At 67.1% G+C, this 21,500-nt stretch carries 23 protein-coding genes; 5 read left to right on the plus strand and 18 right to left on the minus strand.

Annotated elements, in window-relative coordinates; translation table 11 throughout:
* Window positions 1–200: 200 nt before the first annotated feature.
* The 7 genes from GKO32_RS34795 to GKO32_RS34825 are packed head-to-tail and all read right to left on the minus strand — an operon-like array spanning window position 201 to window position 7,158.
* Complete coding sequence (locus GKO32_RS34795) at window positions 201–734, minus strand: CGNR zinc finger domain-containing protein (RefSeq protein ID WP_312869084.1); 534 nt, start codon at window positions 732–734, stop codon at window positions 201–203.
* Between the two features lie 18 nt (window positions 735–752).
* A complete protein-coding gene (locus tag GKO32_RS34800) occupies window positions 753–1,733 on the minus strand; it encodes an ABC transporter permease (protein WP_154761170.1) in 981 nt (326 codons plus the stop codon).
* Complete coding sequence (locus GKO32_RS34805) at window positions 1,730–2,740, minus strand: ABC transporter permease (protein ID WP_154761171.1); 1,011 nt, start codon at window positions 2,738–2,740, stop codon at window positions 1,730–1,732. The genes GKO32_RS34800 and GKO32_RS34805 overlap by 4 nt, the downstream gene beginning before the upstream one ends.
* The gene (locus GKO32_RS34810) at window positions 2,737–4,290 is read right to left on the minus strand and encodes a sugar ABC transporter ATP-binding protein (protein WP_154761172.1); all 1,554 of its coding nucleotides are present in this window, start codon (window positions 4,288–4,290) and stop codon (window positions 2,737–2,739) included. The genes GKO32_RS34805 and GKO32_RS34810 overlap by 4 nt, the downstream gene beginning before the upstream one ends.
* Complete coding sequence (locus GKO32_RS34815) at window positions 4,287–5,405, minus strand: sugar ABC transporter substrate-binding protein (RefSeq protein WP_154761173.1); 1,119 nt, start codon at window positions 5,403–5,405, stop codon at window positions 4,287–4,289. Before GKO32_RS34815 ends, GKO32_RS34810 begins: the two co-directional genes overlap by 4 nt.
* A 19-nt stretch (window positions 5,406–5,424) precedes the next feature.
* A complete protein-coding gene (locus GKO32_RS34820) occupies window positions 5,425–6,294 on the minus strand; it encodes a mycofactocin-coupled SDR family oxidoreductase (protein ID WP_154761174.1) in 870 nt (289 codons plus the stop codon).
* Between the two features lie 45 nt (window positions 6,295–6,339).
* Entirely contained in the window at window positions 6,340–7,158 is an 819-nt protein-coding gene (locus GKO32_RS34825; RefSeq protein ID WP_154761175.1) for a mycofactocin-coupled SDR family oxidoreductase, read from the minus strand.
* 250 nt (window positions 7,159–7,408) lie between these two features.
* On the opposite strand from GKO32_RS34825, the gene GKO32_RS34830 reads away from it, so the two are divergent.
* Together GKO32_RS34830 and GKO32_RS34835 are read left to right on the plus strand one after the other, a co-directional pair.
* Window positions 7,409–7,825, plus strand: coding sequence for a nuclear transport factor 2 family protein (locus GKO32_RS34830; protein ID WP_166459828.1), 417 nt, complete (start codon window positions 7,409–7,411; stop codon window positions 7,823–7,825).
* Entirely contained in the window at window positions 7,822–8,304 is a 483-nt protein-coding gene (locus GKO32_RS34835) for a nuclear transport factor 2 family protein (protein WP_154761177.1), read from the plus strand. The genes GKO32_RS34830 and GKO32_RS34835 overlap by 4 nt, the downstream gene beginning before the upstream one ends.
* A 5-nt stretch (window positions 8,305–8,309) precedes the next feature.
* Here GKO32_RS34835 and GKO32_RS34840 read toward each other — a convergent pair whose 3' ends face one another.
* Genes GKO32_RS34840 through GKO32_RS34865 form a run of 6 tightly spaced genes read right to left on the minus strand, consistent with a single transcriptional unit; the run spans window position 8,310 to window position 14,043 of the window.
* Window positions 8,310–9,041 (minus strand): alpha/beta fold hydrolase, encoded by a 732-nt coding sequence (locus tag GKO32_RS34840; protein WP_154761178.1) that lies wholly within the window; start codon window positions 9,039–9,041, stop codon window positions 8,310–8,312.
* Entirely contained in the window at window positions 9,041–9,985 is a 945-nt protein-coding gene (locus tag GKO32_RS34845; RefSeq protein ID WP_154761179.1) for a fumarylacetoacetate hydrolase family protein, read from the minus strand. The genes GKO32_RS34840 and GKO32_RS34845 overlap by 1 nt, the downstream gene beginning before the upstream one ends.
* Complete coding sequence (folD, locus tag GKO32_RS34850; protein WP_154761180.1) at window positions 9,973–10,860, minus strand: bifunctional methylenetetrahydrofolate dehydrogenase/methenyltetrahydrofolate cyclohydrolase FolD; 888 nt, start codon at window positions 10,858–10,860, stop codon at window positions 9,973–9,975. The genes GKO32_RS34845 and folD overlap by 13 nt, the downstream gene beginning before the upstream one ends.
* Before the next feature lie 2 nt (window positions 10,861–10,862).
* Window positions 10,863–12,281 (minus strand): aminomethyltransferase family protein, encoded by a 1,419-nt coding sequence (locus tag GKO32_RS34855; RefSeq protein WP_154761181.1) that lies wholly within the window; start codon window positions 12,279–12,281, stop codon window positions 10,863–10,865.
* A 23-nt stretch (window positions 12,282–12,304) separates the two neighbouring features.
* The gene (gene purU, locus GKO32_RS34860) at window positions 12,305–13,180 is read right to left on the minus strand and encodes a formyltetrahydrofolate deformylase (RefSeq protein ID WP_208024643.1); all 876 of its coding nucleotides are present in this window, start codon (window positions 13,178–13,180) and stop codon (window positions 12,305–12,307) included.
* Complete coding sequence (locus GKO32_RS34865) at window positions 13,177–14,043, minus strand: methylenetetrahydrofolate reductase (RefSeq protein ID WP_208024644.1); 867 nt, start codon at window positions 14,041–14,043, stop codon at window positions 13,177–13,179. The genes purU and GKO32_RS34865 overlap by 4 nt, the downstream gene beginning before the upstream one ends.
* A gap of 151 nt (window positions 14,044–14,194) precedes the next feature.
* Here GKO32_RS34865 and GKO32_RS34870 point away from each other — a divergent pair, with 151 nt between their 5' ends.
* Window positions 14,195–14,812 carry a TetR family transcriptional regulator gene (locus GKO32_RS34870; RefSeq protein ID WP_166459829.1) on the plus strand — a complete coding sequence of 206 codons (618 nt, stop codon included), beginning with the start codon at window positions 14,195–14,197 and terminating at the stop codon, window positions 14,810–14,812.
* Here the strand turns inward: GKO32_RS34870 and GKO32_RS34875 are convergent.
* The gene (locus GKO32_RS34875; protein ID WP_312869085.1) at window positions 14,769–15,404 is read right to left on the minus strand and encodes a TetR/AcrR family transcriptional regulator; all 636 of its coding nucleotides are present in this window, start codon (window positions 15,402–15,404) and stop codon (window positions 14,769–14,771) included. The two genes, GKO32_RS34870 and GKO32_RS34875, sit on opposite strands and share 44 nt — an antisense overlap.
* 49 nt (window positions 15,405–15,453) lie before the next feature.
* Between GKO32_RS34875 and GKO32_RS34880 the strand changes: the two genes are divergently transcribed.
* Window positions 15,454–16,410 carry an NADP-dependent oxidoreductase gene (locus tag GKO32_RS34880; RefSeq protein ID WP_166459830.1) on the plus strand — a complete coding sequence of 319 codons (957 nt, stop codon included), beginning with the start codon at window positions 15,454–15,456 and terminating at the stop codon, window positions 16,408–16,410.
* A gap of 1 nt (window position 16,411) precedes the next feature.
* On the opposite strand, the gene GKO32_RS34885 is transcribed toward GKO32_RS34880, so the two are convergent.
* The 3 genes from GKO32_RS34885 to GKO32_RS34895 are packed head-to-tail and all read right to left on the minus strand — an operon-like array spanning window position 16,412 to window position 19,666.
* Complete coding sequence (locus tag GKO32_RS34885) at window positions 16,412–17,320, minus strand: NADP-dependent oxidoreductase (protein ID WP_154761186.1); 909 nt, start codon at window positions 17,318–17,320, stop codon at window positions 16,412–16,414.
* A gap of 2 nt (window positions 17,321–17,322) precedes the next feature.
* Window positions 17,323–18,693 carry an MFS transporter gene (locus GKO32_RS34890; RefSeq protein ID WP_154761187.1) on the minus strand — a complete coding sequence of 457 codons (1,371 nt, stop codon included), beginning with the start codon at window positions 18,691–18,693 and terminating at the stop codon, window positions 17,323–17,325.
* Window positions 18,694–18,718: 25 nt separating this feature from the next.
* Complete coding sequence (locus GKO32_RS34895; protein ID WP_154761188.1) at window positions 18,719–19,666, minus strand: MBL fold metallo-hydrolase; 948 nt, start codon at window positions 19,664–19,666, stop codon at window positions 18,719–18,721.
* A 249-nt stretch (window positions 19,667–19,915) separates the two neighbouring features.
* Here GKO32_RS34895 and GKO32_RS34900 point away from each other — a divergent pair, with 249 nt between their 5' ends.
* Window positions 19,916–20,608, plus strand: coding sequence for a GntR family transcriptional regulator (locus tag GKO32_RS34900; RefSeq protein WP_154761189.1), 693 nt, complete (start codon window positions 19,916–19,918; stop codon window positions 20,606–20,608).
* Between the two features lie 34 nt (window positions 20,609–20,642).
* Here GKO32_RS34900 and GKO32_RS34905 read toward each other — a convergent pair whose 3' ends face one another.
* Window positions 20,643–21,425, minus strand: coding sequence for an alpha/beta fold hydrolase (locus tag GKO32_RS34905; protein WP_154761190.1), 783 nt, complete (start codon window positions 21,423–21,425; stop codon window positions 20,643–20,645).
* Window positions 21,426–21,500: the final 75 nt, after the last annotated feature.

Here is a 21,500-nt window from a genome sequence, read left to right on the forward strand (position 1 = left end):
CGCGGGTTTCGGAACCTGCGCCCACAGGCCGGCTGTCCAGCCAGTGCACCGAAACCCTCCCGACCCGGCCCCGGCCGACCAGCCGGACGCCGCAACCTGCAACCCGCCGACCGCCACGACGTGCACACCGTCACCGCGACCACGACCACGAAAGCCAAACCGGTCACCCCCCGACCACGCCGAACAGGTTAAAACTCAAGCTAGGCGAGTGGCGCCGCACGCTGACGGGCGTAGTGCCGGGAGGCCTTGAACCGGTTCCCGCAGCCGGACATGGAGCACCACCTTCGGGTGCCGTTCTTGGAGACGTCGAAGAAGTACAGGACACAGTCGGGATGGGCGCACGAACGAATGCGGTCCGGGGCCTTTTCGAGCAGCCCCAAGTATTCCTCGGCGGCGCGCCATGCGGGATACCACGAGGGATCGTCCGTTTCCGCGACGCTGACCGGGCCGTCCGGGCCGAGTATCCGGCGCACCCGGCCGTGCCGGAGGATCTCGTTCAGGCTCTGCCGCGCACCGGGCTCGGCCAGAAGCAGCGAGCGCAGCGCGTCACGCGTGAGCAGCAACGCCTCGAGCGTGGCCGCGTCCGCATCGCCGGTGAGATCGTGGGATTCGAGCCAGGTCGCCAGCCCGTCGAGCGAGCCCAGCAGATCGCGCGTCGCCCCGCGGTGGGTCCAGCGGGTGTTCACGAGGTCCAACGGGAGCGGTTCGCCGAGTAGGGGACGAGGATCAGTCACATGGTCGAGTCTAACCGCTCATTGTGGCAACGTTGGTTGTTTCAGCAAGGTGCGCCCACGGCCGATGCGGGGCGCGCCGAACTCCAGGCCCAGCAGGACGAGCAGCAGCGCGCCCTGGGCCAGCTGGTTCACCGATTCCGGCGAGCCGTTCACGGCCAGCCCTGCCGAAATGGTGCCGAGCACGGCGACTCCCAGCAGGACGTGCACGACGCTGCCGCGACCGCCTCGCAGACTGATGCCGCCGATCAGGCAGGCCGCCACCGCGGGCAGCAAAAGCTCCGTGAAGGCGCCCGGCGCCGCGCTGCCGTTGCGGACACTCGCCAGAACACCGGCCAAGCCCGCGCAGCCGCCTGATACGGCGAACGTGAACGCCATGACGCGGCGAGTTCGAATGCCCGCCGCTTCGGCTTCCTGCCGGCCGCCGCCGATCGCGTAGACATGCCGGCCCAACCGCGTCAGCCCGTAGAACACGCCGACGACCGCGAACGCACCCAGCGCGATGATGCTGCTCAGCGAGAACGCACCGTGCTGCTCGAGAAACGGGTCGGACACCGCGAAGTCGGTCAGCAGCACCGGCTTGTTGTCCGCCACGACATAGGCGAGACCGCCGAGCAGGATCGACGTGCCGATGGTGAACATGATCGAGTTGATCCGCAGCCGGGCGATGAGGTAGCCCTGCACGCCGCCGGTCACGACGCCGGCCGCCACCGCGGAAATGATCATGACCGCCGCGCCTTCGCCGGAGAGCTCGGCGCCGACGATGGCCGCGACCACCGCCGTCGAGACGATGGACAGGTCGAGTTCTCCCGCCACCATGGTGACCGAGACGCCGAGCGCCAGAAGTCCCAGCATGGCAACCTGTTCCAGGACGGCGAACACGGCGGACTCACCGCTGAAGCTGTGCACCGCGACGCTCATCACCACGATCGTCGCGACGAGCAGGACCACCGGGCGCAGATAACCGGCAACCGAGCGCCGGACAGCGGGCAGCACGCTCATGCGAGGGACCTCCTCCGCTCAACGAACACCAGCAGTACGACGGCGGCCGTGATGATCGCGCCGGTGAACAACGCGACCTTGCCCGGCGGCAACCCGTGCAGCAGCAACACATTGGTCGTAGTCGCGATGAACACCGCGCCCACGGCCGACCGCCACGGTGTGCCCCTGCCGCCGGTGATGGCGACCCCGCCGACCAGCAGCGCCCCGATGACGTCGAAGGTGAGGGTGTTCAAGGTGTCCGGCGTGACGCTGCGGTAGCCGGCCGGATACAGCACGGCGACCACCGCGATGCCGAGGGAGAACACCGCGAACGCGGCCAGGGTGACCCGGCGGAACGACAGGCCGCTGATAGCCGCGGTACGCCGGTTCGATCCGGTCAGCACCGTTGCGCGACCGAGGGTGGTACGGGTGAAGCCGATGTTCACCACGACGGTGAACACCCCGAACACCAGCACTTCGATGGGTATCCCGATGACCGAGGAGTTGCCCCAGCCCAGCACCGGACCCGCCAGCGCGACAGGCTTGCTGCCGCTGAACGTGTTGGTGGCACCCAGAAAGATGGAGGCCGCGGCGAGTGTGGTGATGATCGGGTTGAGTCCGGCGGCGACGAGCAGCGCCTGGACCACACCGGTCGCCACCACGGCGGCCACCAGCACGATGACAGCGAGGATGACCGGGAACCCGGTGTTGAGCAGTAGCACCAGAAACATCCCGCCCGCCACCGCGGTTTGCTGCGTGGCCAGGGAAACGAAGTTGCCGGACACGGTCATCGGGGTCATCGCCACCGCGACGATTCCGGTGTAGGCGGCGCTGCGGAACACCGCCTTGATGTTATCGGCGGTGAGAAAGCCGCGCGTGGTCAGCGCGAGAACCACGATCACCGCGATGACCAGGATGGGCACGCCCCAGCTGAGCAGGCGCAGGCTCGCCTGGCGCGCATCGGCGCGCTCGGGCTTCGGCGTCGGCGCTGCCGGCAGAGTGTCCACTTCGGACGAAGTTTGGCTCATCGCAAGACCTCATCGGGGTTGTGCATGACTTCCAGTACCAGTTGGTCTTCGGTCCATTCCGCACTGGTGCGCAGCTGGGTCATCGCGCCGCGGTAGAACGTCGCGACCCGGTCGCACAGGCCGTGCAGTTCGGCGGTGTCCGAGGACACGACGACGACGGCCGTTCCCTGATCGCTGAGCTCCCGGAGCCGGGAGTAGATCTCCGAGCGTGCTCCGACGTCGACGCCTCGGGTCGGTTCCTCCACCAGCACGACTTTCGGGTTGATGCCGAGCCATTTTCCCAGCGCGACCTTCTGCTGGTTGCCGCCGCTGAGCACGCCCACCGCCGAGGTCATGCGCCGGGTGTCGACGGTGAACGCCGACGCGTGCCGTTCGGCCTGCACGCGTTCGTGGCGGCGCAGCAGCCAACCGGCCCGTGAGATCGAAGACAGCCACGGCGAAGACATGTTCTGGTAGACGGGTTTGTCCGCGAACATGCCGTCGAGCTTGCGGTCGCCGGAGCAGTAGGCGATTCCGTGCCGGATCCGGTGCGCGTGCGAGGTCCTCGTGATTTCGGTGCCGCACAAGGACATCCGGCCCGCCGTCGCAGGGATCATGCCGGCGAGTGCCCTCGTCACCGAACTGCACCCGCTGCCGAGCTGCCCCGCCAGGCCGAGGATCTCGCCGCGGCTGACGGACAGCGTGACCGGCCGGCGCAGACCTTCGGCCAGGACATCGGCCACCTCGAGGACGACTGGGAACCCGTTGCCGTCCGGGACCTCTCGCCGCGGCGGATAGATGTTGCTCAACTGCCGGCCCAGGATCATCGAAATCACGGCATCCGGGGTGACGTCCTCGACCCGGACCGCCTCCCGGGTCCGTCCATTTCGGACGACCGTCGCGCGGTCGGCGATGTGGAACACCTCCGGCAGCCGGTGGGTGACGTAGATGATGCTTCGCCCTTCCGCGGCAAGGGATTGAATGGTCTGCAGGACGCGCGCGATCTCACGGTCCGACAGAGCCGCCGTGGGTTCATCGAAGATGACCACCTTCGCGTCGCGAGCCAGTACCCGGGCGATCTCCAGGAGCTGCTGCTCAGCGACACTGAGCGTCTCGACCCGTTGCCGCGGGTCGAGGTGGTCCAGTCCCACCCGGTCGAGAAGTGGCCGGGCCTGCTTGGCGAGGGTGGGCGGCCACCACACCCGGCCGGTGCGATCCGCCGCCCCGAGCGCGAGGTTTTCGGCGACCGTCAGCGAGGGAACCGAGCTGAACTCCTGGTGCACCACCGCGACGCCGGCTGCCTGCGAAGCGGCGGCCGGAAAGAAAGTAGCGGAACTGCCGTCGACGAACAGTTCCCCGGCATCGGGTTCGACGAGACCGGCCAGCACCTTGACCAGCGTGCTTTTACCGGCACCGTTTTCGCCGAGGAGCGCCATGATTTCCCCGGCGCGCAGCTCGAACGACACTTCGTCGAGCGCCTGTACACCCCCGTACCGCTTCGAGACGCGGCGAACGGCAAGTCGCAGCGGCTGACCTTTTTCGTCGCGCCCCGCGTCGATGTTCTCGTTCATGTCCCGGAGCACGCTTCGTTGTAGGTCACGCCCCAATACCGGGTGTCCAAATTGGTCGCCGTGGCGGCCGGCACGTCCATGAAGGTCACCTGGCTCGGCGGAGTCGCGGTCAGCGGCGGCTCGGTCGCGGAGACCGGCAGCGTCACGGTGTCCGGAGTGGTCTTCCCGGTGGCGATGCGCTGCACGAGTGAGCGGGCGCTGACCAGACCTTCGACGTAGCCGGACTGCACGACGGTGCCGTAGATCAGGCCGCTCGCGACCTGGCTCATCTGCCCGGTCCCGCAGTCACCGGCCACCAGGAACGTCGACTGGCCGAGGGCGAGCCCGTTTTGCTGTGCCGCTCGCACGGCGCCGCTGGCGACCCCGAGGTTGAAGGCGACGATGAAATCGATGCCTTCACCCTTGAACTGCGGGATGGTCGTGTTGGCGGCCTTGTAACCGGCGTCGGAATCAAAACCGCCGGCGGCGCGGCTGATCATGGTGAACGGCGCGCTCTGGGTCGCCTTCATGATGCCCCGGTAGCGGTCGTCGAGTGCCGGCGAGCCCGGAGTTCCGTCCAGATAAAGGAGATTGCCGCCGCTGCTGTGCAGCTTCACCCCCATGCTCGTCGCCTTGGCTCTGGCTTCCAGCAGCAGTTTCCCCATTTGTTCGCCGACCGCCTCCTGATTCGTGGCGGCGTAACCGAATGCCGCATCCGAGCGCGGAAGCTGGGAGACCTGCAGAACGGGCGCGCGACGAGCGAGGAGGCGGCTGGAGTTGGCGCCGGCGGACGGATCGACGGGCTGCCACAGGAAACCGGCCGGCGTTTTCCCTGTCGCCAGGTATTGCTGGACGACCTGGTCGGATTTCGACTGATCGAAGTTGGCGTCGAGCGTCGTCAGCGTGTACCCGTATCTGCTCAGCTCCGCCTTGGCGGACTTCCGGTAGGCGACGTCGTACGCGTTGGACATGCCAATGGAGATATAGACGATTTCCTTGTTGTCCTTGGCTTCCAGCGAGCCGGTGCCGGCCTCGGTCCCGGAGGCTCTGCCCGGGTCGCCGGAGGACCCGCAGCCGGCCAGTGTCCATGCGACCGCGCCGGCGAGAAGCGCAGCAACCACTCTGTTTCCACGCATTTCGTCTTCCTCTGTGTGATCAGCCGTCGGAGGGGTGCTTCATCAAAGTGCCGCCACCGGCCGGCGGAACGCTGGTCTGGCCCGCGTCGACCACGACCTTCTGCCCGGTCACATACCTGCCCGTATCGCTGACCAGGAACAGGACCACCTTGCTCATTTCGACCGGTTCCATCGACGTCACGGGCAGTGCGCTCGCGAAGGAAGCGATCAGCGGCCCGTTTTCCTCGCCCCACTTGGCGAAGTGCTCGTTCGCCACCATCGGCGTGTTGATCGGGCCGGGGTGCAGGGTGTTGACGCGGATATTGTATTCGGCGAGCCGGCCGGCGTAGGCGGTCATCATGCCGACCTGTCCGTATTTGGCCGCGCTGTAGCCGTCGAATCCGCCGTCATAGTTCGTGGTGACCCACCGGACACCGACCGTCGAGCTGGTGATGACGATGGCGCCACCCTGGCCCTGTTCGACGAGGATCGGTGCGGTCAGTTGCAGTGTGTTCCAGGTGCCGGTCAGGATGATGTCGAGGCTGTCCTGCCACGCCTGCTCCGACTTGTCGTAGGGTTTGAGCCCGACCGCATAGATGCCGGCGTTGGCGAGCACGATGTCCAGGCGTCCGAATTCGGCGAGTCCGAGATCGAGAGCGCGCTGGATGTCGGCGCGGTTACGCACATCGCCTTTCACGCCGATCATGCGGCGACCTGTTTTCTCGACGAGAGCCACCGTTTCGTCGAGGTCCTTTTGCCGGGACATGGGGGAGGCGACGGTCGGTACCTGTTCGCAGATGTCGAGGCCGATGATGTCGGCGCCTTCTTGCGCCAGCAACACGGCATGGGAACGGCCTTGCCCACGCGCCGCGCCGGTGATGAAAGCGACCTTGCCGTCCAGTTGACCCATTTCTGTCGTCCTCTCTGTTCGTACCGCCGGAAAATGAACCGGTCGTCAACCGTTGGTCTGACCCGCGTCGGCGAAGACGTCCTGACCGGTGAGGTACCTTCCCGTTTCGCTCACCAGGAACAAGATCACCTGGCTTGCCTCGATCGGCTCCATCCACGCCACCGGAAGCGCGTTCGCGACCGTGTAGTCCGGGTTTTCCTCGGCCCACGTGCCGAAGTGCCCGTCCATGATCATCGGCGTGGCCACGCCGGACGGGTGGAAGGTGTTGACGCGGATGTTGTATTCGGCGAGCCGGCCGGCGTAGGCGGTCATCAGGCCGACCTGCGCGTACTTGGCCGCGTGGTAACCGTCGAACCCGCCGTCGAAGTTCGTGGTGATGCATTGCCTGGTCACGGACGAGCTGGTGACGACGATGGCGCCACCCTGGCCCTGTTCGACGAGGATCGGCGCGGTCAGTTGCAGTGTGTTCCAGGTGCCGGTCAGCATGACGTCGAGGCTGTCCTGCCAGGCCTGCTCCGACCGGGCATAGGGTTTGAGCCCGAACGCAAGGATCCCGGCGTTGGCGAGCACGATGTCCAGGCGCCCGAATTCGGCGAGCCCGAGATCGAGAGCGCGCTGGATGTCGGCGCGGTTACGCACATCGCCTTTCACGCCGATCATGCGGCGACCTGTTTTCTCGACCAGGGCCACCGTTTCGTCGAGGTCCTTTTGCCGCGACATCGGAGAGGCGACCGTCGCCACCTGTTCGCAGATGTCGAGGCCGATGATGTCGGCGCCTTCTTGCGCCAGCAACACGGCATGAGAACGGCCCTGCCCACGCGCCGCGCCGGTGATGAAAGCGACCTTGCCATCCAGTTGACCCATTTTGCCGTCCCATCCAACGCGTGATCGCGGCACCAGAACGCCGAGGTGTTGAGGAGATTCCGGAGGGAATACGACTGCACGTCGCGGCCACCGTATTGCCAGATCGTAGGGAGCGGGATGAGCTGCCGTCTATGGACGCGGGGAAATAGGACGGGCCCCGACTATGTTCCGAAATCTATGGCGTACGGGTATGTCGCCGAGTCAGACTGCCACCGAACACAGCCCCCAGCGCAGATCGCGAGGCGGAAATATGAGCAACGCTGACGAGGCCGCAGTCGCGCGCTTCTACGAGCATTACGCGCGGGTCGTCGACGACCAGGACTACGACGCGCTCGCGGCCCTGTGCTCCCCGGATGTACGCCTGATCTTGAACGGCGATGAGCACCACGGGGCCGGCGACTTCGTGGCCGTCTACCGGGAGGCGCTCGGATCGGCCGTGGGCAGCCGCCACCTCATCACCAATATTGGACTGGACCTGAGCGACGGTATCCGGGCCCGGACCTATCTGCTGGTCGAATGGTGGTCGGAGTCGTGGACGCGGCAAGGCGTCGGTCGTTACGAGGACGACCTTGCCTGGGTCGACGGACAGCTGGTGTTCGCCGTCAAACGCATTTACCTGGAGCGCGTCGTGGAGCTGACCGCTCCGGCGCACGAGGAGGTCGCATGAGTACGAAGGCCGTTGCCGGCTGGGGGAGTACCTATCTGGCTGCGATCGATCCGGGTGAGGTGGCACTCGATGCGGGGGAGCAGTTCGCCGTCCGGCAGGCGTTGGTTCGGTACGCGTTTGCGTTGGACCAGCACGATTTGGCGGCGCTGGAAGGTGTTCTGACCGAGGATGCCACGTGGACGTTCAAGATCGCGGGTGAGACTGACTTGGGGCCCGTCGCCGGGCGTGTGGCGATCCTGGAGTTCGTGCGGCAGGCGTGGGATGCGGAGACCGATCAGCGGCGGCACAACTTGGTCAACGTGGTCTTCCGCAGTGCGGATTCCGGCCGGGCGGTGGTGCACGCCTATCTGCTGCTGACGTCGAATGCGGGCGGGGGTTCGGGTGTGATCGCGACCGGCTTCTTCACCTTCCGGCTCGAACACGCGGGAGGCGAGTGGCGGATCGCGGACCTGTTCCTGGGCACGGACAACGCCTGGTAACGACGCTACATTTCCGGACCGACGGCGTCTTTCGCGATTTCCGACAGTTCGGCGACGACCCGATCGGGGTGCGTGATCATGGCGTCGTGGGCGGCGGGGATATCGCGGCATGTCCAACCCTGCGCCCGTGCGAATGCCGCGGAGGTGGCCACGCCGGGAAAAACCGGCTCGGTGCACCGCAAGTAGACCACCGGAAGGCCCGCATCGAGTGGTCCGTCGAAGGGTGGGAGGGGCTCGAGATACGACCGCAGCGGATGGGGTGTCAGCCGCCGGGTAACCCACTCGACGTCGTCCGGCTTGGTCACCCCGAAGAACTCCGCTGGGGGAGGGGGAATGGAGAGACCGTCATGCGCCGCCGCGGCCTTTTTGCGTTCCGCCACAGCGACTTCGTCGAGTCCGGAGAAGCCACTCGAACCGGCGGGCACCACGATGCCATCAAGAATCACGACGCGGGCGATGTGGTGGGCAATCCTCGGCAGCGCGCCCAAGGTGGGCAGCGCACCGAAGCTGTGCCCCACGATGATGGCCTGTTCCCATTGCCCGGCCTCGAAAACCCCCACCACGTCGTCGATCATCGTGTGTAAGCCGGCCTCGGCGGTCAGGAGATGCGCACGATCGCCGAGGCCGGTGAGCGTCGGGGTATGCACAGTGTGGCCCCGCTCCCGTAAGGGCCCGGCCACCCGCCGCCAGCACCAGCCACCGTGGTAGGCGCCATGGACGAGCACGAATACGGCCACTAGCCGAGCACCCGCAGGGGGATGACGTCTTGTCCCGCAACGACTTTCTGGCTCGTCTCACCGAGACCTTCACCGCGGAGGCTGACCACATCGCCCGGCTGTAGCCACCGTGTGAAGCCGGCCAGGTCGGGCGTGTCCACATGTTCGAGCAGACATCCTCCGGGAACGGTGCCGGATCCGACGACCGACCCGGGACGCAGGTCGGTGCCACGGGACAGGAATGCCAGCACCTCGCCGAACGTCCAGTCCATCTGGTCGAGACAGCCTCGCGTCAGCTCTTGGCCGTTGACCGATGCGGACAGTTCCAGGGCAAGGCGACCGTCGCGGCGGTAGGGCTCCAGTTCGTCAACCGTGACGAGAGCGGGTCCGAGTGTGATCGCGCTGTCTTTGCTCTTGCCCATTCCGATTCCCTGCGCCCGGTCGAGCTGCTGATGATCTCGCGCGGACCAATCATTGTAGAGCGTGAAACCGGCAATATGCTCTTCGGCGGTATCGGGGTGCAGGTCGCGTCCACCCCGGCCGATGACGGCGCCTACCTCCAGTTCGAGATCGAACATTCCCGACCCGGGAGCGATCGGGACGTCATCGTAGGGACCCACGATGGCATCGGCGTTGGCGAAGTAGAACGCGGGTCGCTGGAACCACGCGGGATGCAGCGTGGGGTCACGGTGCAGCGCGCGGTTGCAGTTGCGGAGGTGATCAAGGAAGCACAGCGCATCCCGGACCGAGGGCGGACGACGAAGCGGGGCAAGGAGTTTGACGTCTTCGAGCGGACGAACCTCGGTGGGCGAACGGCGGGCATCGGCGCCGGCTTCGTGGAGAGTTTCGACTCCCCGCGAGAGTAAGCCCTCAAGCGTTGTCCCGGGAGCGAGTCCTCGAACAGACTCGCCGTCGATGATGCCGGTCCGGATCCCTTCACCGGCGTCGTAAGTCACCCACTGCATTGCGAGCTCCTGAGTTCGTTGGTTCGGTTCTGCTGCCATCGCGCCGCCTGGAGGGTGTTGGCCAGCAGCATGGCGATCGTCATGGGCCCCACGCCGCCCGGAACCGGCGTCAGCAACCCCGCGACCCCTCGCGTCTCGGCGAAGCGAACGTCGCCGCGCAACCCGTTCTCGGTACGGTGAATCCCGACATCGATCACCGTCGCGCCGGGGCGGACCGACTCCCGTCCGATGAGCCCGGGCACCCCGGCGGCGACGACGAGCACCTCCGCCTCCCGGGCCTCCGCCGCCAGGTCCTTCGTCCGGGAATGGCACAGGGTCACCGTCGCATCCCGGGCCAGCAGCAGCTGCGCCATCGGCCGCCCGACCAGCACCGAGCGCCCCACCACGACAACTTTCGCGCCGGCGAGCGGAACCGCGTACTCGTCGAGCAGTCGCGCCACCCCGGACGGCGTGCAGGGGCGCAGACCGTCGCGCCCCTGGGCGAGAAGGCCCGCGTTGCCGGCGGTCAACCCGTCCACGTCCTTGCCGGCCGGGATCCGGTCGATGAGCGCGTCCGGGTCGAGGTGCCCCGGCAGCGGCAACTGGAGCAGAATGCCGCTGACCCCCGGATCTTCGGCGAGCCTGCCGATCTCCTCGTCGATCTGCTGCTGGGACGCGTCGCCGGGGAGCCGCCGGTGCAGGTCCACCATTCCGGCCGCGACACATGCCCGGCGCTTGTTGCGGACGTACACCTCCGAAGCGGGATCCTCGCCGACGAGAACCGTGGCCAGACCGGGCGCCTGGCCGTCCTGCGCGACCAGTTCGGCCACCCCGTCGGCCACTTCCTGCCGGACCCGGGCGGCGACGGCCTTCCCGTCGATCAGCTCAGCAGTCATCGTCAGGCCTTGTCATCGAGGTCGGCGCGCCGCATGCGCTGGACCGTCCCGGTGAAGGGTGCCGGCGCGACGACGACGCGGATCTCGGTCTGCTCGTGCTTCTCGACCTGTGGCTTGCGCGAGCCGCCGTCCGGCTCACCCCAGGTCAGGACGAGTTCCGTGCCGATTTCCGCGTTTCCGAGGTCCAGCATCGCCAGCGAGAGAAGCCGTCCGTCGTTGTATCCGGCGTGGCAGGAAACCCCGGCTTGCCTGCCCGACGCGTTACGCACGACATCGAACTGGTTCCAGCCGTAATGACTGACCGGAAGCTCGATCGCCTTGTACCGGGGGCCGTCGCCGAACTGCGAGGCGAAAACCCGCACGACGTCGTCACGGTTCCACACCAGGGTTCGCTTGGTACGGCGGTCTTCCGGCCGGATTTTCTCCAGCGCCTCTCGCCCGATGAAGTCATGGTCGAACTTCACCATGCGCTCGTAACCGAGGTCGTACGGCGTCGCGTAGTAGTCCTCGATATCCGGGGAGCGGAAGCTCCCCGCGAGCTGGATGCGGGCCTCCCATGACGTCGACGGCAACCACTCGCGGAAGCCACGCAACTCTTGTCCGGTAAAGATTCCCGGCACCGGATAGGGCATCCAGCCGCTCGACATCGGGGTGCTGTAGTACGCCTGCGTACCGGCCGGTACCAGCCCGTATCCGGCTCCCGCTGTGATCAGCGCGGCGCGCACCTCGTCGTGATCCTCGAACGCACCGGAGAGTTCCACACCCTTGTAGCCGGCCATGCCATGGCGCAGAACCAGGACCTGTTTGCCGGCGATCGACACGGTGGCGGTGCGGAAAAAGGGAATGGCGGGCGGCTCACCGTCCACCGCCGCGGCGAAGATCGCGCCGGCGTGGGGACCGTCGAGCTGAAACCGGAACCGCACCCGCCGGCCGGACGGGTTGTCCGTCGATTGGTTGTCCCGGACGACTTTCACGTCGTACCCACCGGTTTCGGCGTGGTAGTGCACCCAGTCGAGGCCCGGCATGCCGCTGACCAGTTCGAAGCTCTGCTCGCCGTGACGGTAGACGATGCTGTCGCCGATGATGTGCCCATTCGGCGTGCAGGTCACGAACTGCTTGGCACGATCGGTGGTGAAGTTGGCGAAGGTGTTGACCCCCAGCCGTTCCAGCAGCCTCAGCGCATCGGGGCCTTCGAGGAAGAGTTCGGGCATGTTGTGGGTCTGCTGGAACAGCACCGCGGTCTCGCTCCACGCGCGTTGCTCGTCTCGCCAGTTCGAATACGCCGGCGGGGTGAGCGCCGCCGCGGCGGCACCCGCGGACTTGAACGAGGGGGCACGTGTGTCGTGGGAGAAGTATTCGACCAGACTGGGCAGACCGTCGATGAGGTCCTGCAGCGACTGCTCTGTCGATGCTTCGGGCATGGAACTTCCTTCCGATGGCTTGTTCAGAAGACGATGGTGCGATTTTCCCATCGGATGACCCTGTCCTGGCTGTGCCAGAGTACGGCCCTGGCCAGGACTTCGCGTTCGACGATGGCACCACGGCGGATCATTTCCTCCAGGCTTTCCCGGTGCGAGACCCGGACGACGTCCTGCTCGATGATCGGTCCCTCGTCGAGATCCTCGGTGACGTAGTGTGCCGTCGAGCCGATCAGTTTGACGCCGCGTTCCTTGGCCCGTTTGTACGGCCCGGCCCCGATGAACGCGGGCAGGAACGAGTGGTGAATGTTGATCACCGGGACGTCGATCTCCTTGAGAAACGCCCCGGACAGAATCTGCATGTAACGGGCGAGCACCACCAGATCGACGTTACCGGCGAGCAGCTTGGCGATCTGGTTCTCCGGCTCCGACTTGTCCTTTCCCGCCGCGCTGGGCACATGGAAGAACGGGATGTCGAAAAACCGCACGTCCTCGGCGACGTCGGTGTGGTTGGAGATCACCATGCTCACCGAAATCGGCAGCTCTCCGCGGCGCTGCCGCCACAGCAGGTCGAGCAGGCAGTGATCCGATTTGGACGCGAGAATCGCCACCCGCAGCGGCACCGAGAGGTCCCGTAGCCGCCATTGCAGGCCGAGTTCGGCGCCCACGGTGGCGGCGAGGTCGTCCTCCAACGCCGGCAGCACCGCGGGAAGGTCGGGCACGTGGACGACGGTGCGCTGGAAGAAGGCCCCGCCTTCGGGATCGTCGCTGTGCTGGTCGAGCGCGATGATGTTCGCCCGATGCCGGGTCAGCACGGCCGCGACGGCGGCAACGATGCCCCGTTTGTCGTCACCGTGCACGACCAGGCTCGCCTGATCACGCAGTAGACCGATGTGTTTCATTCTTCCCCCGACAACGCGGTCCGGACCCATTCCGCGGTCGCGCGAACTCCGCCGAATGTGTAGAAATGCAGCAGAATTTCGCCATGCAGGGCCGGGTCGATCGCCGACTGGAGATCGGCGATGAACCGGGCCGGGCCGGCCGTTCCGAGCAGGCCGGTCAGGGAGAACCCGTATTTCTGCACCACGCTCGCCGAGGAACTCACGCCGAAGCGCTTGGCGTAGCGGAGAAGCCTTTGCACCCCGGCGGGGCCCGGTACGCCGATGCGGACCGGACCGTCGATTCCCCGGCCACGCAACTGCTCGATCCACCGCACCACGGTCGCCGCATCGAAGACGAATTGTGTCGCGACGGAATAGTCCAATCCCCGCGCCCGTAACGCATCCGTTTTTTCCTCGACCGCCCGCCACAAGACGTCCTCGTGAATCTTCGGGTGGCCCTCCGGATATCCGGCGATGTCGACCGACCGCACCCCGTACTCGGTGAGCGCTCCGCTGGCGATCACCGCCAGCGAGTCTGCGAACGGCCCGGCCGGATGTGCCGGGTCGCCGGCGATGACCACGACGTCCTCGGTGGCACCGATCTCGGCGAGCGCTGAGAGGTACCGGTCGAGCTCGTCGCGAGAAGTGAGGCGACGTGCCGAAATGTGTGGCACCGGCCGGAAACCCAGCCCCTTGATCACCTCCGCCGCGCGGACCCGGACCGAGGTTTGTTCATTGGCAAGGAAAGTCACGTTGACCCGGGTCCCCTGGGGGACTCCGGCCGCCGCCTTCTGTAGGTCACCGACGTCCTTACCGGTGATCTCCAGGGAAAAGTCGTGCAGGAGACCGGACACGCGGCTGGTGTCGCGATCGGTTGGGCTCACCATCTCACTCCCTCGTCAGCGGCGAACAAGCTCGGCTCTGGAAGCGGTTGCGGATCAATGCCGCGCCTATGCTGAGCAACATAGGCCATGCTGGAGGACACGGCAACTGTCAATGTGTAGAGTCACAGTGGGAACACAAAAGGGAGGCGCGATGTCCGGTCTGCGTGATGAGCGCACACGACAGAGCCGCGAGCTGATCTTGTCCGCCGCCGCGGAACTGTTCGCCGAGCAGGGCTACCAGCAGACCTCGCTGGTCGACGTCGCCGATCGTTCCGGGGTGAGCCGCGGCTCCATTCCCTGGCACTTCGGCGACAAGCAAGGGCTGCTGACCGCCGTGGTCGAGCGTGTCTATGAGGAGGCGTCCTCCTCACGGGACGCGGCCCCGTTGCGGCCCGGTCCGGAAGGCGCGTTCGACATCGTGCACATGGCCACCAGGGTCGTCCGCAACCAGACCGCGCGGCTGACGCTGGCCCTGCTCATCGAGGCGGGCAAACCGGACTCGCCCATCCACGACTCGTTCGTCAAGCTGCACGACAATTTCCGTGCGCATGTCAGTGAATGGGCCCGGCGGCCGGAAATAGCGTCGCGACTTCCCGAAGGAATCAGCCCCGACGCCGTCGCGGTGATGGTTTTCGGCACCGTGATCGGGGTCAACCAGCAATGGAACCTCAGCCCGGACCGGGTCGATCTGACCGAGGCCTACGAGGTGCTGACCCGGATGCTGCTCAGCCTGATCGGTGAGCGAGAGATGGCGCCTGTTCCGCGATGAGCGGGAGCCGGACGGCCGGCGGGAGCGGGGGCAGGCCGGGTCTGGTCTGAAAGGACTGAACCATCAGAGCGGCGAAGCGACGTGACGCCTTCGCTCTTAGTCCGGGTGTCGCCGCTTGGATGCCCTCGTTGCTCATCAGCGCGAGGATGAGATCCTCCAGCACGAAGTCCGGCCGGAGCTTGCCGGCTTCCTTGGCACGCCGGATGAGGTCGAGCAGCAGGCGCAGTGTCCGGTCGCGCCCTGCTGTGGCGGGAAGCCGGGAGGTGAAGGCGCGGGCGAAACCACGATCGCGCGCGTGCATCTCCATGAGCTTTTCGGTCACCAGCCCGAACCCGCGCCACGGGTCGTCCTGGGCCAGTCCCTCCTCGACGATGCTCGCGCACGACGCCAGCTGTTCGGCGAACGCGGCCCTCAGCAGTGCTTCCTTGGCCGGAAAGTGCCGGTAGACCGTCGCGACGCCGACTCCTGCGTGCCGGGCGATCTCCCGGATCGGGACCTCGAGGCCGTCGGCTGCGAACGCGGTGCGGGCGGCCGCAACGATGCGCTCGCGGTTGGCACGTGCGTCTGAGCGGGTTCTCGGTTGTGCCGTCACCGCTCTCACTTTAGCGAAACGGACGGGGTGTTCCGTTACGTTCGGATTCATGCGAGCAGTCCAGTTCAGTGAATACGGGCCACCCACGGTCATGCGGATCGCCACGGTCGAGGAACCCCATGCCGCGCCGGGTCAGCTCCGGATCGCGGTGCGGGCCTCGGGCCTCACGACCGGTGAGGTGCGGGTGCGCTCCGGCGCATTGCGGGAGCTGGTGCCCGTGTCGTTGCCCTACCGCACCGGGTTCGACGCGGCGGGTGTGGTGGACGAGATCGGGGCGGGTGCCGAGGGCGTGCGCATCGGTGACGAGGTGTTCGGGATGACCGCTTCGGCCACCCGCGGTGCCAACGCCGACTTCGCGGTGCTGGTGGCCTGGGCACCCCGGCCGACCGCGTGGACGTGGGAGGAGGCGGGCGGTGCCGCGGGCAGCGCCGAGACCGCGACCCGCGTCCTCGACCGGCTGGCTGTCGGAGCCGGCCAAACCGTGCTGGTCCAAGGCGCGGCCGGGGCGACCGGCTCGGTCCTCGTGCAGTTCGCCCTCGCCAGGGGCGCCACCGTCATCGGCACCGCGTCCGAGCACAACCATCAGTTCCTGCACTCCCTCGGCGTGGTGCCGACGACGTACGGACCCGGCCTGATCGAGCGGGTCCGCGCACTGGCGCCGCACGGGGTCGATGCGGTCATCGACTGCGCCGGTGGCGCCCTGCCCGATCTGGTCACCATCGCCGGTGACGCCGGCCGGGTCGTGACGATCGCCGACCTGAACGCCGCGGTATACGGCGTCCACCTCTCACACGGCGCGCCTACTGACGATTCGGGCGAAACCGTTGTGCCCCATGCCGATCCGCTGGCTCTGCATGGCCTCACGACGGCGGTCACGCTCGCCGAAAAGGGCTTGCTTCGGGTGCCGGTCGCCGCGGCATTCCCGCTCGATCAGGTCGCCAAGGCACATGCACTGAGTGAGGGCCCGCATGCGCCCGGCCGCATCATCCTGACGAACAACGCGTGACTCAGCCGGACACCCTCAGCACGACCTTTCCCAGCGTGTGGCCGGCTTCCACCAGCGCGAGGGCGGCCCGCGCATCGTCCAGTGGCCGGACCTCGGTCACCAGCGGGTCCAACTTCCCCGCCGCCACCAGACGGATGAGTTCGGTCAGCACGCGGGTGCTGCGATCCCGGGTGACATCCGTGCCACCCAGCTCCCGGACGAGGGGCTTGTCGGCGACCGAGCGCAGCCGTTTCTTGTCCGTCACGAGTTCGGCAACGGTTTGCAGCGCAACGCCTCCGACCAGATCGAACACCGCATCGACGCCATCCGGTGCGATCGCCCGGATGCGGTCGAGCACACCATCGCCGTAGGCGACCGGGATCCCGCCATACCGCCGGACGATCTCATGCTTCGCCGGGCCGGCCGTCCCGATCACCCGCAGGCCCTGCTCCCGGGCAAGCTGGAGAACGGGAATGCCGACTCCGCCACCCGCGCCGTTCACCAGCAGTGTCGCGCCGGCCGGCAAGGCCAGCCCCTCCAGCGCGTCCCATGCCGTACCGGCCGCCACCGGCAGGGCCGCGGCGACCTCCGGTGCCACCGAGGAGGGCCGGTGCGCGGCGAAGGAGGCGGTCACGATCGCCTCCTCGGCCCAGCCGCCGACCATGCCGGGGCAGCCGCCGAAAACCTCGTCTCCGATGGCGAACCCGGTCACACCTTCGCCGACCGCCGTGACCGTCCCCGCGACCTCGCGCCCCAGCACCGCCTGCCCGGCCGTACCGTAGCCGCCCTCCCGGAGCCGCCAGTCCCCGGGATTGACGCCCGCGGCCCGCACCCGGACCCGAAGTTCGTCCTGCCCGGGCTCGGGCACCGGAACATCGAGGAATGCCTCCTGGTCCGGCCCGCCGATCTGCGTGAATCCGTACGCCCGCATAGCTACCTTTCGATTGATCCCAGTGCCGCGTCGCCGGCCCGGGTTCCGGTGTCGTTCGTGGGCCGGGCGCCGACGCCCAGATACCGGGGAAGCCGCACCACCACGACCGCCGCGATGACCGAGATCAGCGCGCCGAGCAGTGCCACATACATCGGCGTGCCCACTCCCAGCAGCGAGACCAGGCCGACCATGATGAGGCCGAGGACGCCGCCGATCGTCGCGATCACGAGGTTGTAGGACACCGAGTAACCCGTCTGCCGGACTTCCGCCGGGAACAGCGACGAAACGAGGCCGGGCACCATCGCGATGGACGCCCCCGAACCGATCGCCCCGGGCAGCCCGATCCAGTAGATCACGCTCGAGTCGGCGGGCAGCGCGGGCAGCACCGTCAGCAGCAGCACAGACCCCACGGTCGAGATCGTAGCCGCACAGAGCAACGCGGTCCGCCAGCCACGGCGGTCGGCGACGCGTCCCCAGAATGGCATCAGGAGCAGCGCGCCCAGGATCGAGATGAAGCTCGTCATAAGAGCCTTCGTGGCCGGGATGTGCAGCGAGATCTGCAGATAAGTGGGCCAGAAGCTGATGTACGCCGTGTTGCCGATCACGAGCGTCGATACGATCAGTGCACCGAACAACGCCGCGCGGTAATGCTTCCGGAACACCTCGCGGACCGGCGTTTTCCGGATTGCGAGCGCATTCCCGTCCCGCTGCGTGAAGACCGGGGTCTCGTCCAGCTTGCGGCGCAGATACGTCGACACGATGCCCAGGACCCCGCCGACGAGGAAGGGCAGGCGCCACGCCAGGGAGGGCGTGTCCGGCGTCAGGTTCGTGACGATGAGTCCACTGAGGAATGCGACACCGGCCCCGCACAGTTGCCCGATGAAAGTGACCATCTGCTGGAATGATCCGGCCCGGGCCACGCCGTCACGGGGTGCGTGTTCGCTGACGAAGACGGCCGCCGCCGGGAGCTCGCCGCCCATGGCGCAGCCCTGAATCACCCGCATGAGGATCAGCAGCACCGGCGCCAGCCAGCCGATGGCCACGTAGGTCGGCAGGAGACCGGTGGCGACCGTTGCCACCGACATCGCCATGACGTTGAGCACGAACAGCCGCTTACGGCCGATCTGGTCCGCGATCCTGGCGATGAGGATGCCGGCCACCGGTCTGATCAGGAAGCCGATGGCGTAGATGGCGAAAGTCTGCGCCAGCCTGAGCGTGGCGGACGAGCCGGCCGGGAAGAAGTCGCGGCTGATGAGCGTCGCTACGTAGAGGTAGACGACGAAGTCATAGTTTTCGAGCCCGGCCCCGAGTGAGCCGAGGCGGATGTTCCGCCGCATCCGGCGGCGTTCGTCTGACTGTGGCGAGAGCACCATTGCAACACACCCTTGAGTCGGTGAATCAGTATGAGTCGTGCGCGACCACGGTTTCCATGATTTCGGCGTAGGGCACCGGCTCGCGAGCCGGGTCGAGTTCGTGGTACACCGCGTTGATCGCCTGGTAGACGCGCGAATTGTGCGCCCACAACCGGAACTGGCCGAGGTCGATGGTCTGGAGCGCCTCGAGCGGCGTATCACCGGCTGCGAACCGCTTCGCGGCGTGCTCGTGAACCAGGTTCAGGTAATCGCACAGGTCGCGGATACCGGACCGTCCGGCCGCGGAACCGTGGCCGGACACGACCACCGTGGGCTCGAGCGAGAGGATCATTTCGCAGGCGGCGACGACGTTGGACAACGGGCCGGTCCACACCATCGGCGTCGTGCGATGGAACACGATGTCGCCGGCGAAGACGACACCCCGCTCCGGTACGTGAACGATGACATCGCCGCTGGTATGGGCGGGTCCCACCGGAATCAGCTCAACCTGAATCCCGCCGACGGTGATGGATTCCTTGGCGGAGAAGGTGTCGGTCGGGAACACCGGCCGCCAGCCGGTGTAGTCGAACATGTCGGCCCGCCAATTCAGGAAATCGCGCATCGCCGGGCCGGCGGCATTCTCGGCGGACTGCCGGATCTTCCGCGGATCGCGCTTGAGTTCCCGCATCTGTGCGGCGGCCTCAGCGGAGGAAAGGATCCGCGCGTCTTCGAAAAACACGTTGCCGAACCAGTGATCGCCGTCGGCGTGCGTATTGACGACGGTCCGGATTTCCCGCGGTCCGGCCACCTCGCGTACCGCGTCGCGCAGTTTGCGTGCCCGTGGCATGTCGTTCTGGGTGTCGACAATCAGCACCTCGTCACCGGCGACAACGACTCCTGAATTGGCGAGCCCCCAACTGCCGGGCGGCTCGAACCAGGCGTAGCACCCTTCGGCGATCCGGTTGAGCCCTGTGGTGTACGGCGTCGCTGCCACGGTCTTCCCTCACCTTCTGCGGGTTCTGTGTCGACCAACATAGGACATGTCATGTGGCATAGCAATGGCACTCTTGTGTGCTCCGGGTGTGCACGAATGCACAGGGCGGCGCCTCTGGAACCGGCGGCCATTCCGGGCCACTCAACGTCCCGATCGTCTTGTGCGGCAAGGGAACCGGGGCCGGGCTGGGCAGAGTCGAGTCTGCGGCGATGTTGGCATGATCTGCCTATCGTCGGATACTCTGGCCCGATGGCTCGCACCGGAACCTCGGACACGCTCGCCAGTCATGTCTACGAACAGTTGCGCGCGGCGATCCTCGCCGGCGAGCACGCGCCGGGCGAGCGGCTCATGCCGGCCGAACTGCGCGGCCGGTTCGGCGTGAGCATCAGTGTCATCCGCGAGGCGTTGTCCCGGCTCGCGGAGCAGCGCATCGTCAAAAGTGTCTACAACCACGGGTTTCAGGTCACGCCGTTGTCCCGCAAGGACCTCGTCGACCTCACCGATCTCCGGGTGGAGGTCGAGGGCTATGCGCTGCGCAGGGCCATCGCGAAGGGCGATATCGCGTGGGAGTCGCAGGTCGTGGCCGCGCACCACACCCTCGCGGCCACCCCGCCGCGCTCGGCGGAACAGCCGGATCGCACGAGCGACGCCTGGGCCCAGGCTCATCGCGCCTTCCACCAGACCTTGATCGCGGCCTGCGACATGCCGATCCTGCTCGACTTCTGCGGCTCGCTCTTCGACGCCAGCGAGCTCTACCGTCGGCTGTCCGTGCCGGTGGCGGCCGGGCGTCGCGACGTGCCGCGCGAGCATCGGGAAATCATGGAAGCGACGCTGGCCCGCGACACCGACCTGGCGACCCGGCGGCTCGAGGCGCACTTCCGGAAGACCACGTCACTCGTGCTCAAGCTGCTCCCGGCCGAAGACGGCGCCGGGGACACCTGAGCGGGAGGGCGAAACCGCCCTCCCGCGGCTGGGCTCAGGCGACTCCGGCGCCGGTCTTCGCATAACGGCCGACGAACTCGCGGATCTCCGTCGCAACGAGCTCCGGAGCCTCGTACGGGGCGAGATGCCCGGCGTCTGACAGGAAGATCAGCCGCCCTCCCGGCATCGCGCGGACGTCGGCGATCAGCTTGTCCTGCGGGGCGATGGCGTCCCTGCCGCCGATGACGTAGCACGCCGGCACGGTCATCCCGGGCAGCTCCTCGAACATGCTCGTGTAAACGCCGCCGCCGTACCAGCTGCGCCAGAACTGTTCGGTGACGGCGGTCGACATGGTGCGCACGACGTCGGTCGTCTTGTCCGGATCCAGTGAGATGCCCCGGATGGCCTTGGTGATGGCGCCGAGGTCGCCGAAGGAGTCGTAGAACCCCTCCATGGCCGGATCGCCCGCCTCGGCCCCGCCGGCATTCCACGGCATGAGCGCCATGACCGCGAGCACCTGGCCGGGCCGGTCGAGCGCGATCCGGATGCTGACCGCGCCGCCGAACGAGAGACCGACGAGGGCGAAGCGCTCCAGGCCCAGCTCGTCACAAGCGTCGATCACCGGCTTGGCAATCGTGCCGAGGTTCGTGCCATCGGCGACCGCGTGGAGGGAGCCGGCGTGGCCGGGCAGGTCCATCAGGATGATGCGATAACCGTCGAGCAGGGGCGCCACCTGAGACCAGCACTCGATCGAGCAACCGAGCCCGGGCAGCATGACCATCGTGCCCGGCCCGCTGCCGTGCTCCTCGTAGTGAATACCGTTGCTTGTCGTCGGCATGAGTTTCCCTTCGTGGACAAAGAGACCGTGGCGAGTGATACATGGTTCTGCACGGCGGAACTGTGACGCCTCTTC

The organism is Amycolatopsis pithecellobii, assembly GCF_009707865.1.
Classification (GTDB): domain Bacteria; phylum Actinomycetota; class Actinomycetes; order Mycobacteriales; family Pseudonocardiaceae; genus Amycolatopsis_E; species Amycolatopsis_E pithecellobii.

Excerpts from the sequence above, each read along its gene's own strand:
- GKO32_RS34905 (WP_154761190.1), bottom strand. The coding sequence starts at position 21,425 with ATGCCGACGACAAGCAACGGTATTCACTACGAGGAGCACGGCAGCGGG.
- GKO32_RS34890 (WP_154761187.1), bottom strand. The coding sequence starts at position 18,693 with ATGGTGCTCTCGCCACAGTCAGACGAACGCCGCCGGATGCGGCGGAAC.
- GKO32_RS34900 (WP_154761189.1), top strand. The coding sequence starts at position 19,916 with ATGGCTCGCACCGGAACCTCGGACACGCTCGCCAGTCATGTCTACGAA.
- GKO32_RS34870 (WP_166459829.1), top strand. The coding sequence starts at position 14,195 with ATGTCCGGTCTGCGTGATGAGCGCACACGACAGAGCCGCGAGCTGATC.
- GKO32_RS34845 (WP_154761179.1), bottom strand. The coding sequence starts at position 9,985 with ATGCAGTGGGTGACTTACGACGCCGGTGAAGGGATCCGGACCGGCATC.
- GKO32_RS34825 (WP_154761175.1), bottom strand. The coding sequence starts at position 7,158 with ATGGGTCAACTGGATGGCAAGGTCGCTTTCATCACCGGCGCGGCGCGT.
- purU (WP_208024643.1), bottom strand. The coding sequence starts at position 13,180 with ATGAAACACATCGGTCTACTGCGTGATCAGGCGAGCCTGGTCGTGCAC.
- GKO32_RS34810 (WP_154761172.1), bottom strand. The coding sequence starts at position 4,290 with ATGAACGAGAACATCGACGCGGGGCGCGACGAAAAAGGTCAGCCGCTG.
- GKO32_RS34800 (WP_154761170.1), bottom strand. The coding sequence starts at position 1,733 with ATGAGCGTGCTGCCCGCTGTCCGGCGCTCGGTTGCCGGTTATCTGCGC.
- GKO32_RS34820 (WP_154761174.1), bottom strand. The coding sequence starts at position 6,294 with ATGGGTCAACTGGACGGCAAGGTCGCTTTCATCACCGGCGCGGCGCGT.
- GKO32_RS34835 (WP_154761177.1), top strand. The coding sequence starts at position 7,822 with ATGAGTACGAAGGCCGTTGCCGGCTGGGGGAGTACCTATCTGGCTGCG.
- GKO32_RS34880 (WP_166459830.1), top strand. The coding sequence starts at position 15,454 with ATGCGAGCAGTCCAGTTCAGTGAATACGGGCCACCCACGGTCATGCGG.
- GKO32_RS34885 (WP_154761186.1), bottom strand. The coding sequence starts at position 17,320 with ATGCGGGCGTACGGATTCACGCAGATCGGCGGGCCGGACCAGGAGGCA.
- GKO32_RS34830 (WP_166459828.1), top strand. The coding sequence starts at position 7,409 with ATGAGCAACGCTGACGAGGCCGCAGTCGCGCGCTTCTACGAGCATTAC.
- GKO32_RS34815 (WP_154761173.1), bottom strand. The coding sequence starts at position 5,405 with ATGCGTGGAAACAGAGTGGTTGCTGCGCTTCTCGCCGGCGCGGTCGCA.
- GKO32_RS34855 (WP_154761181.1), bottom strand. The coding sequence starts at position 12,281 with ATGCCCGAAGCATCGACAGAGCAGTCGCTGCAGGACCTCATCGACGGT.
- folD (WP_154761180.1), bottom strand. The coding sequence starts at position 10,860 with ATGACTGCTGAGCTGATCGACGGGAAGGCCGTCGCCGCCCGGGTCCGG.
- GKO32_RS34805 (WP_154761171.1), bottom strand. The coding sequence starts at position 2,740 with ATGAGCCAAACTTCGTCCGAAGTGGACACTCTGCCGGCAGCGCCGACG.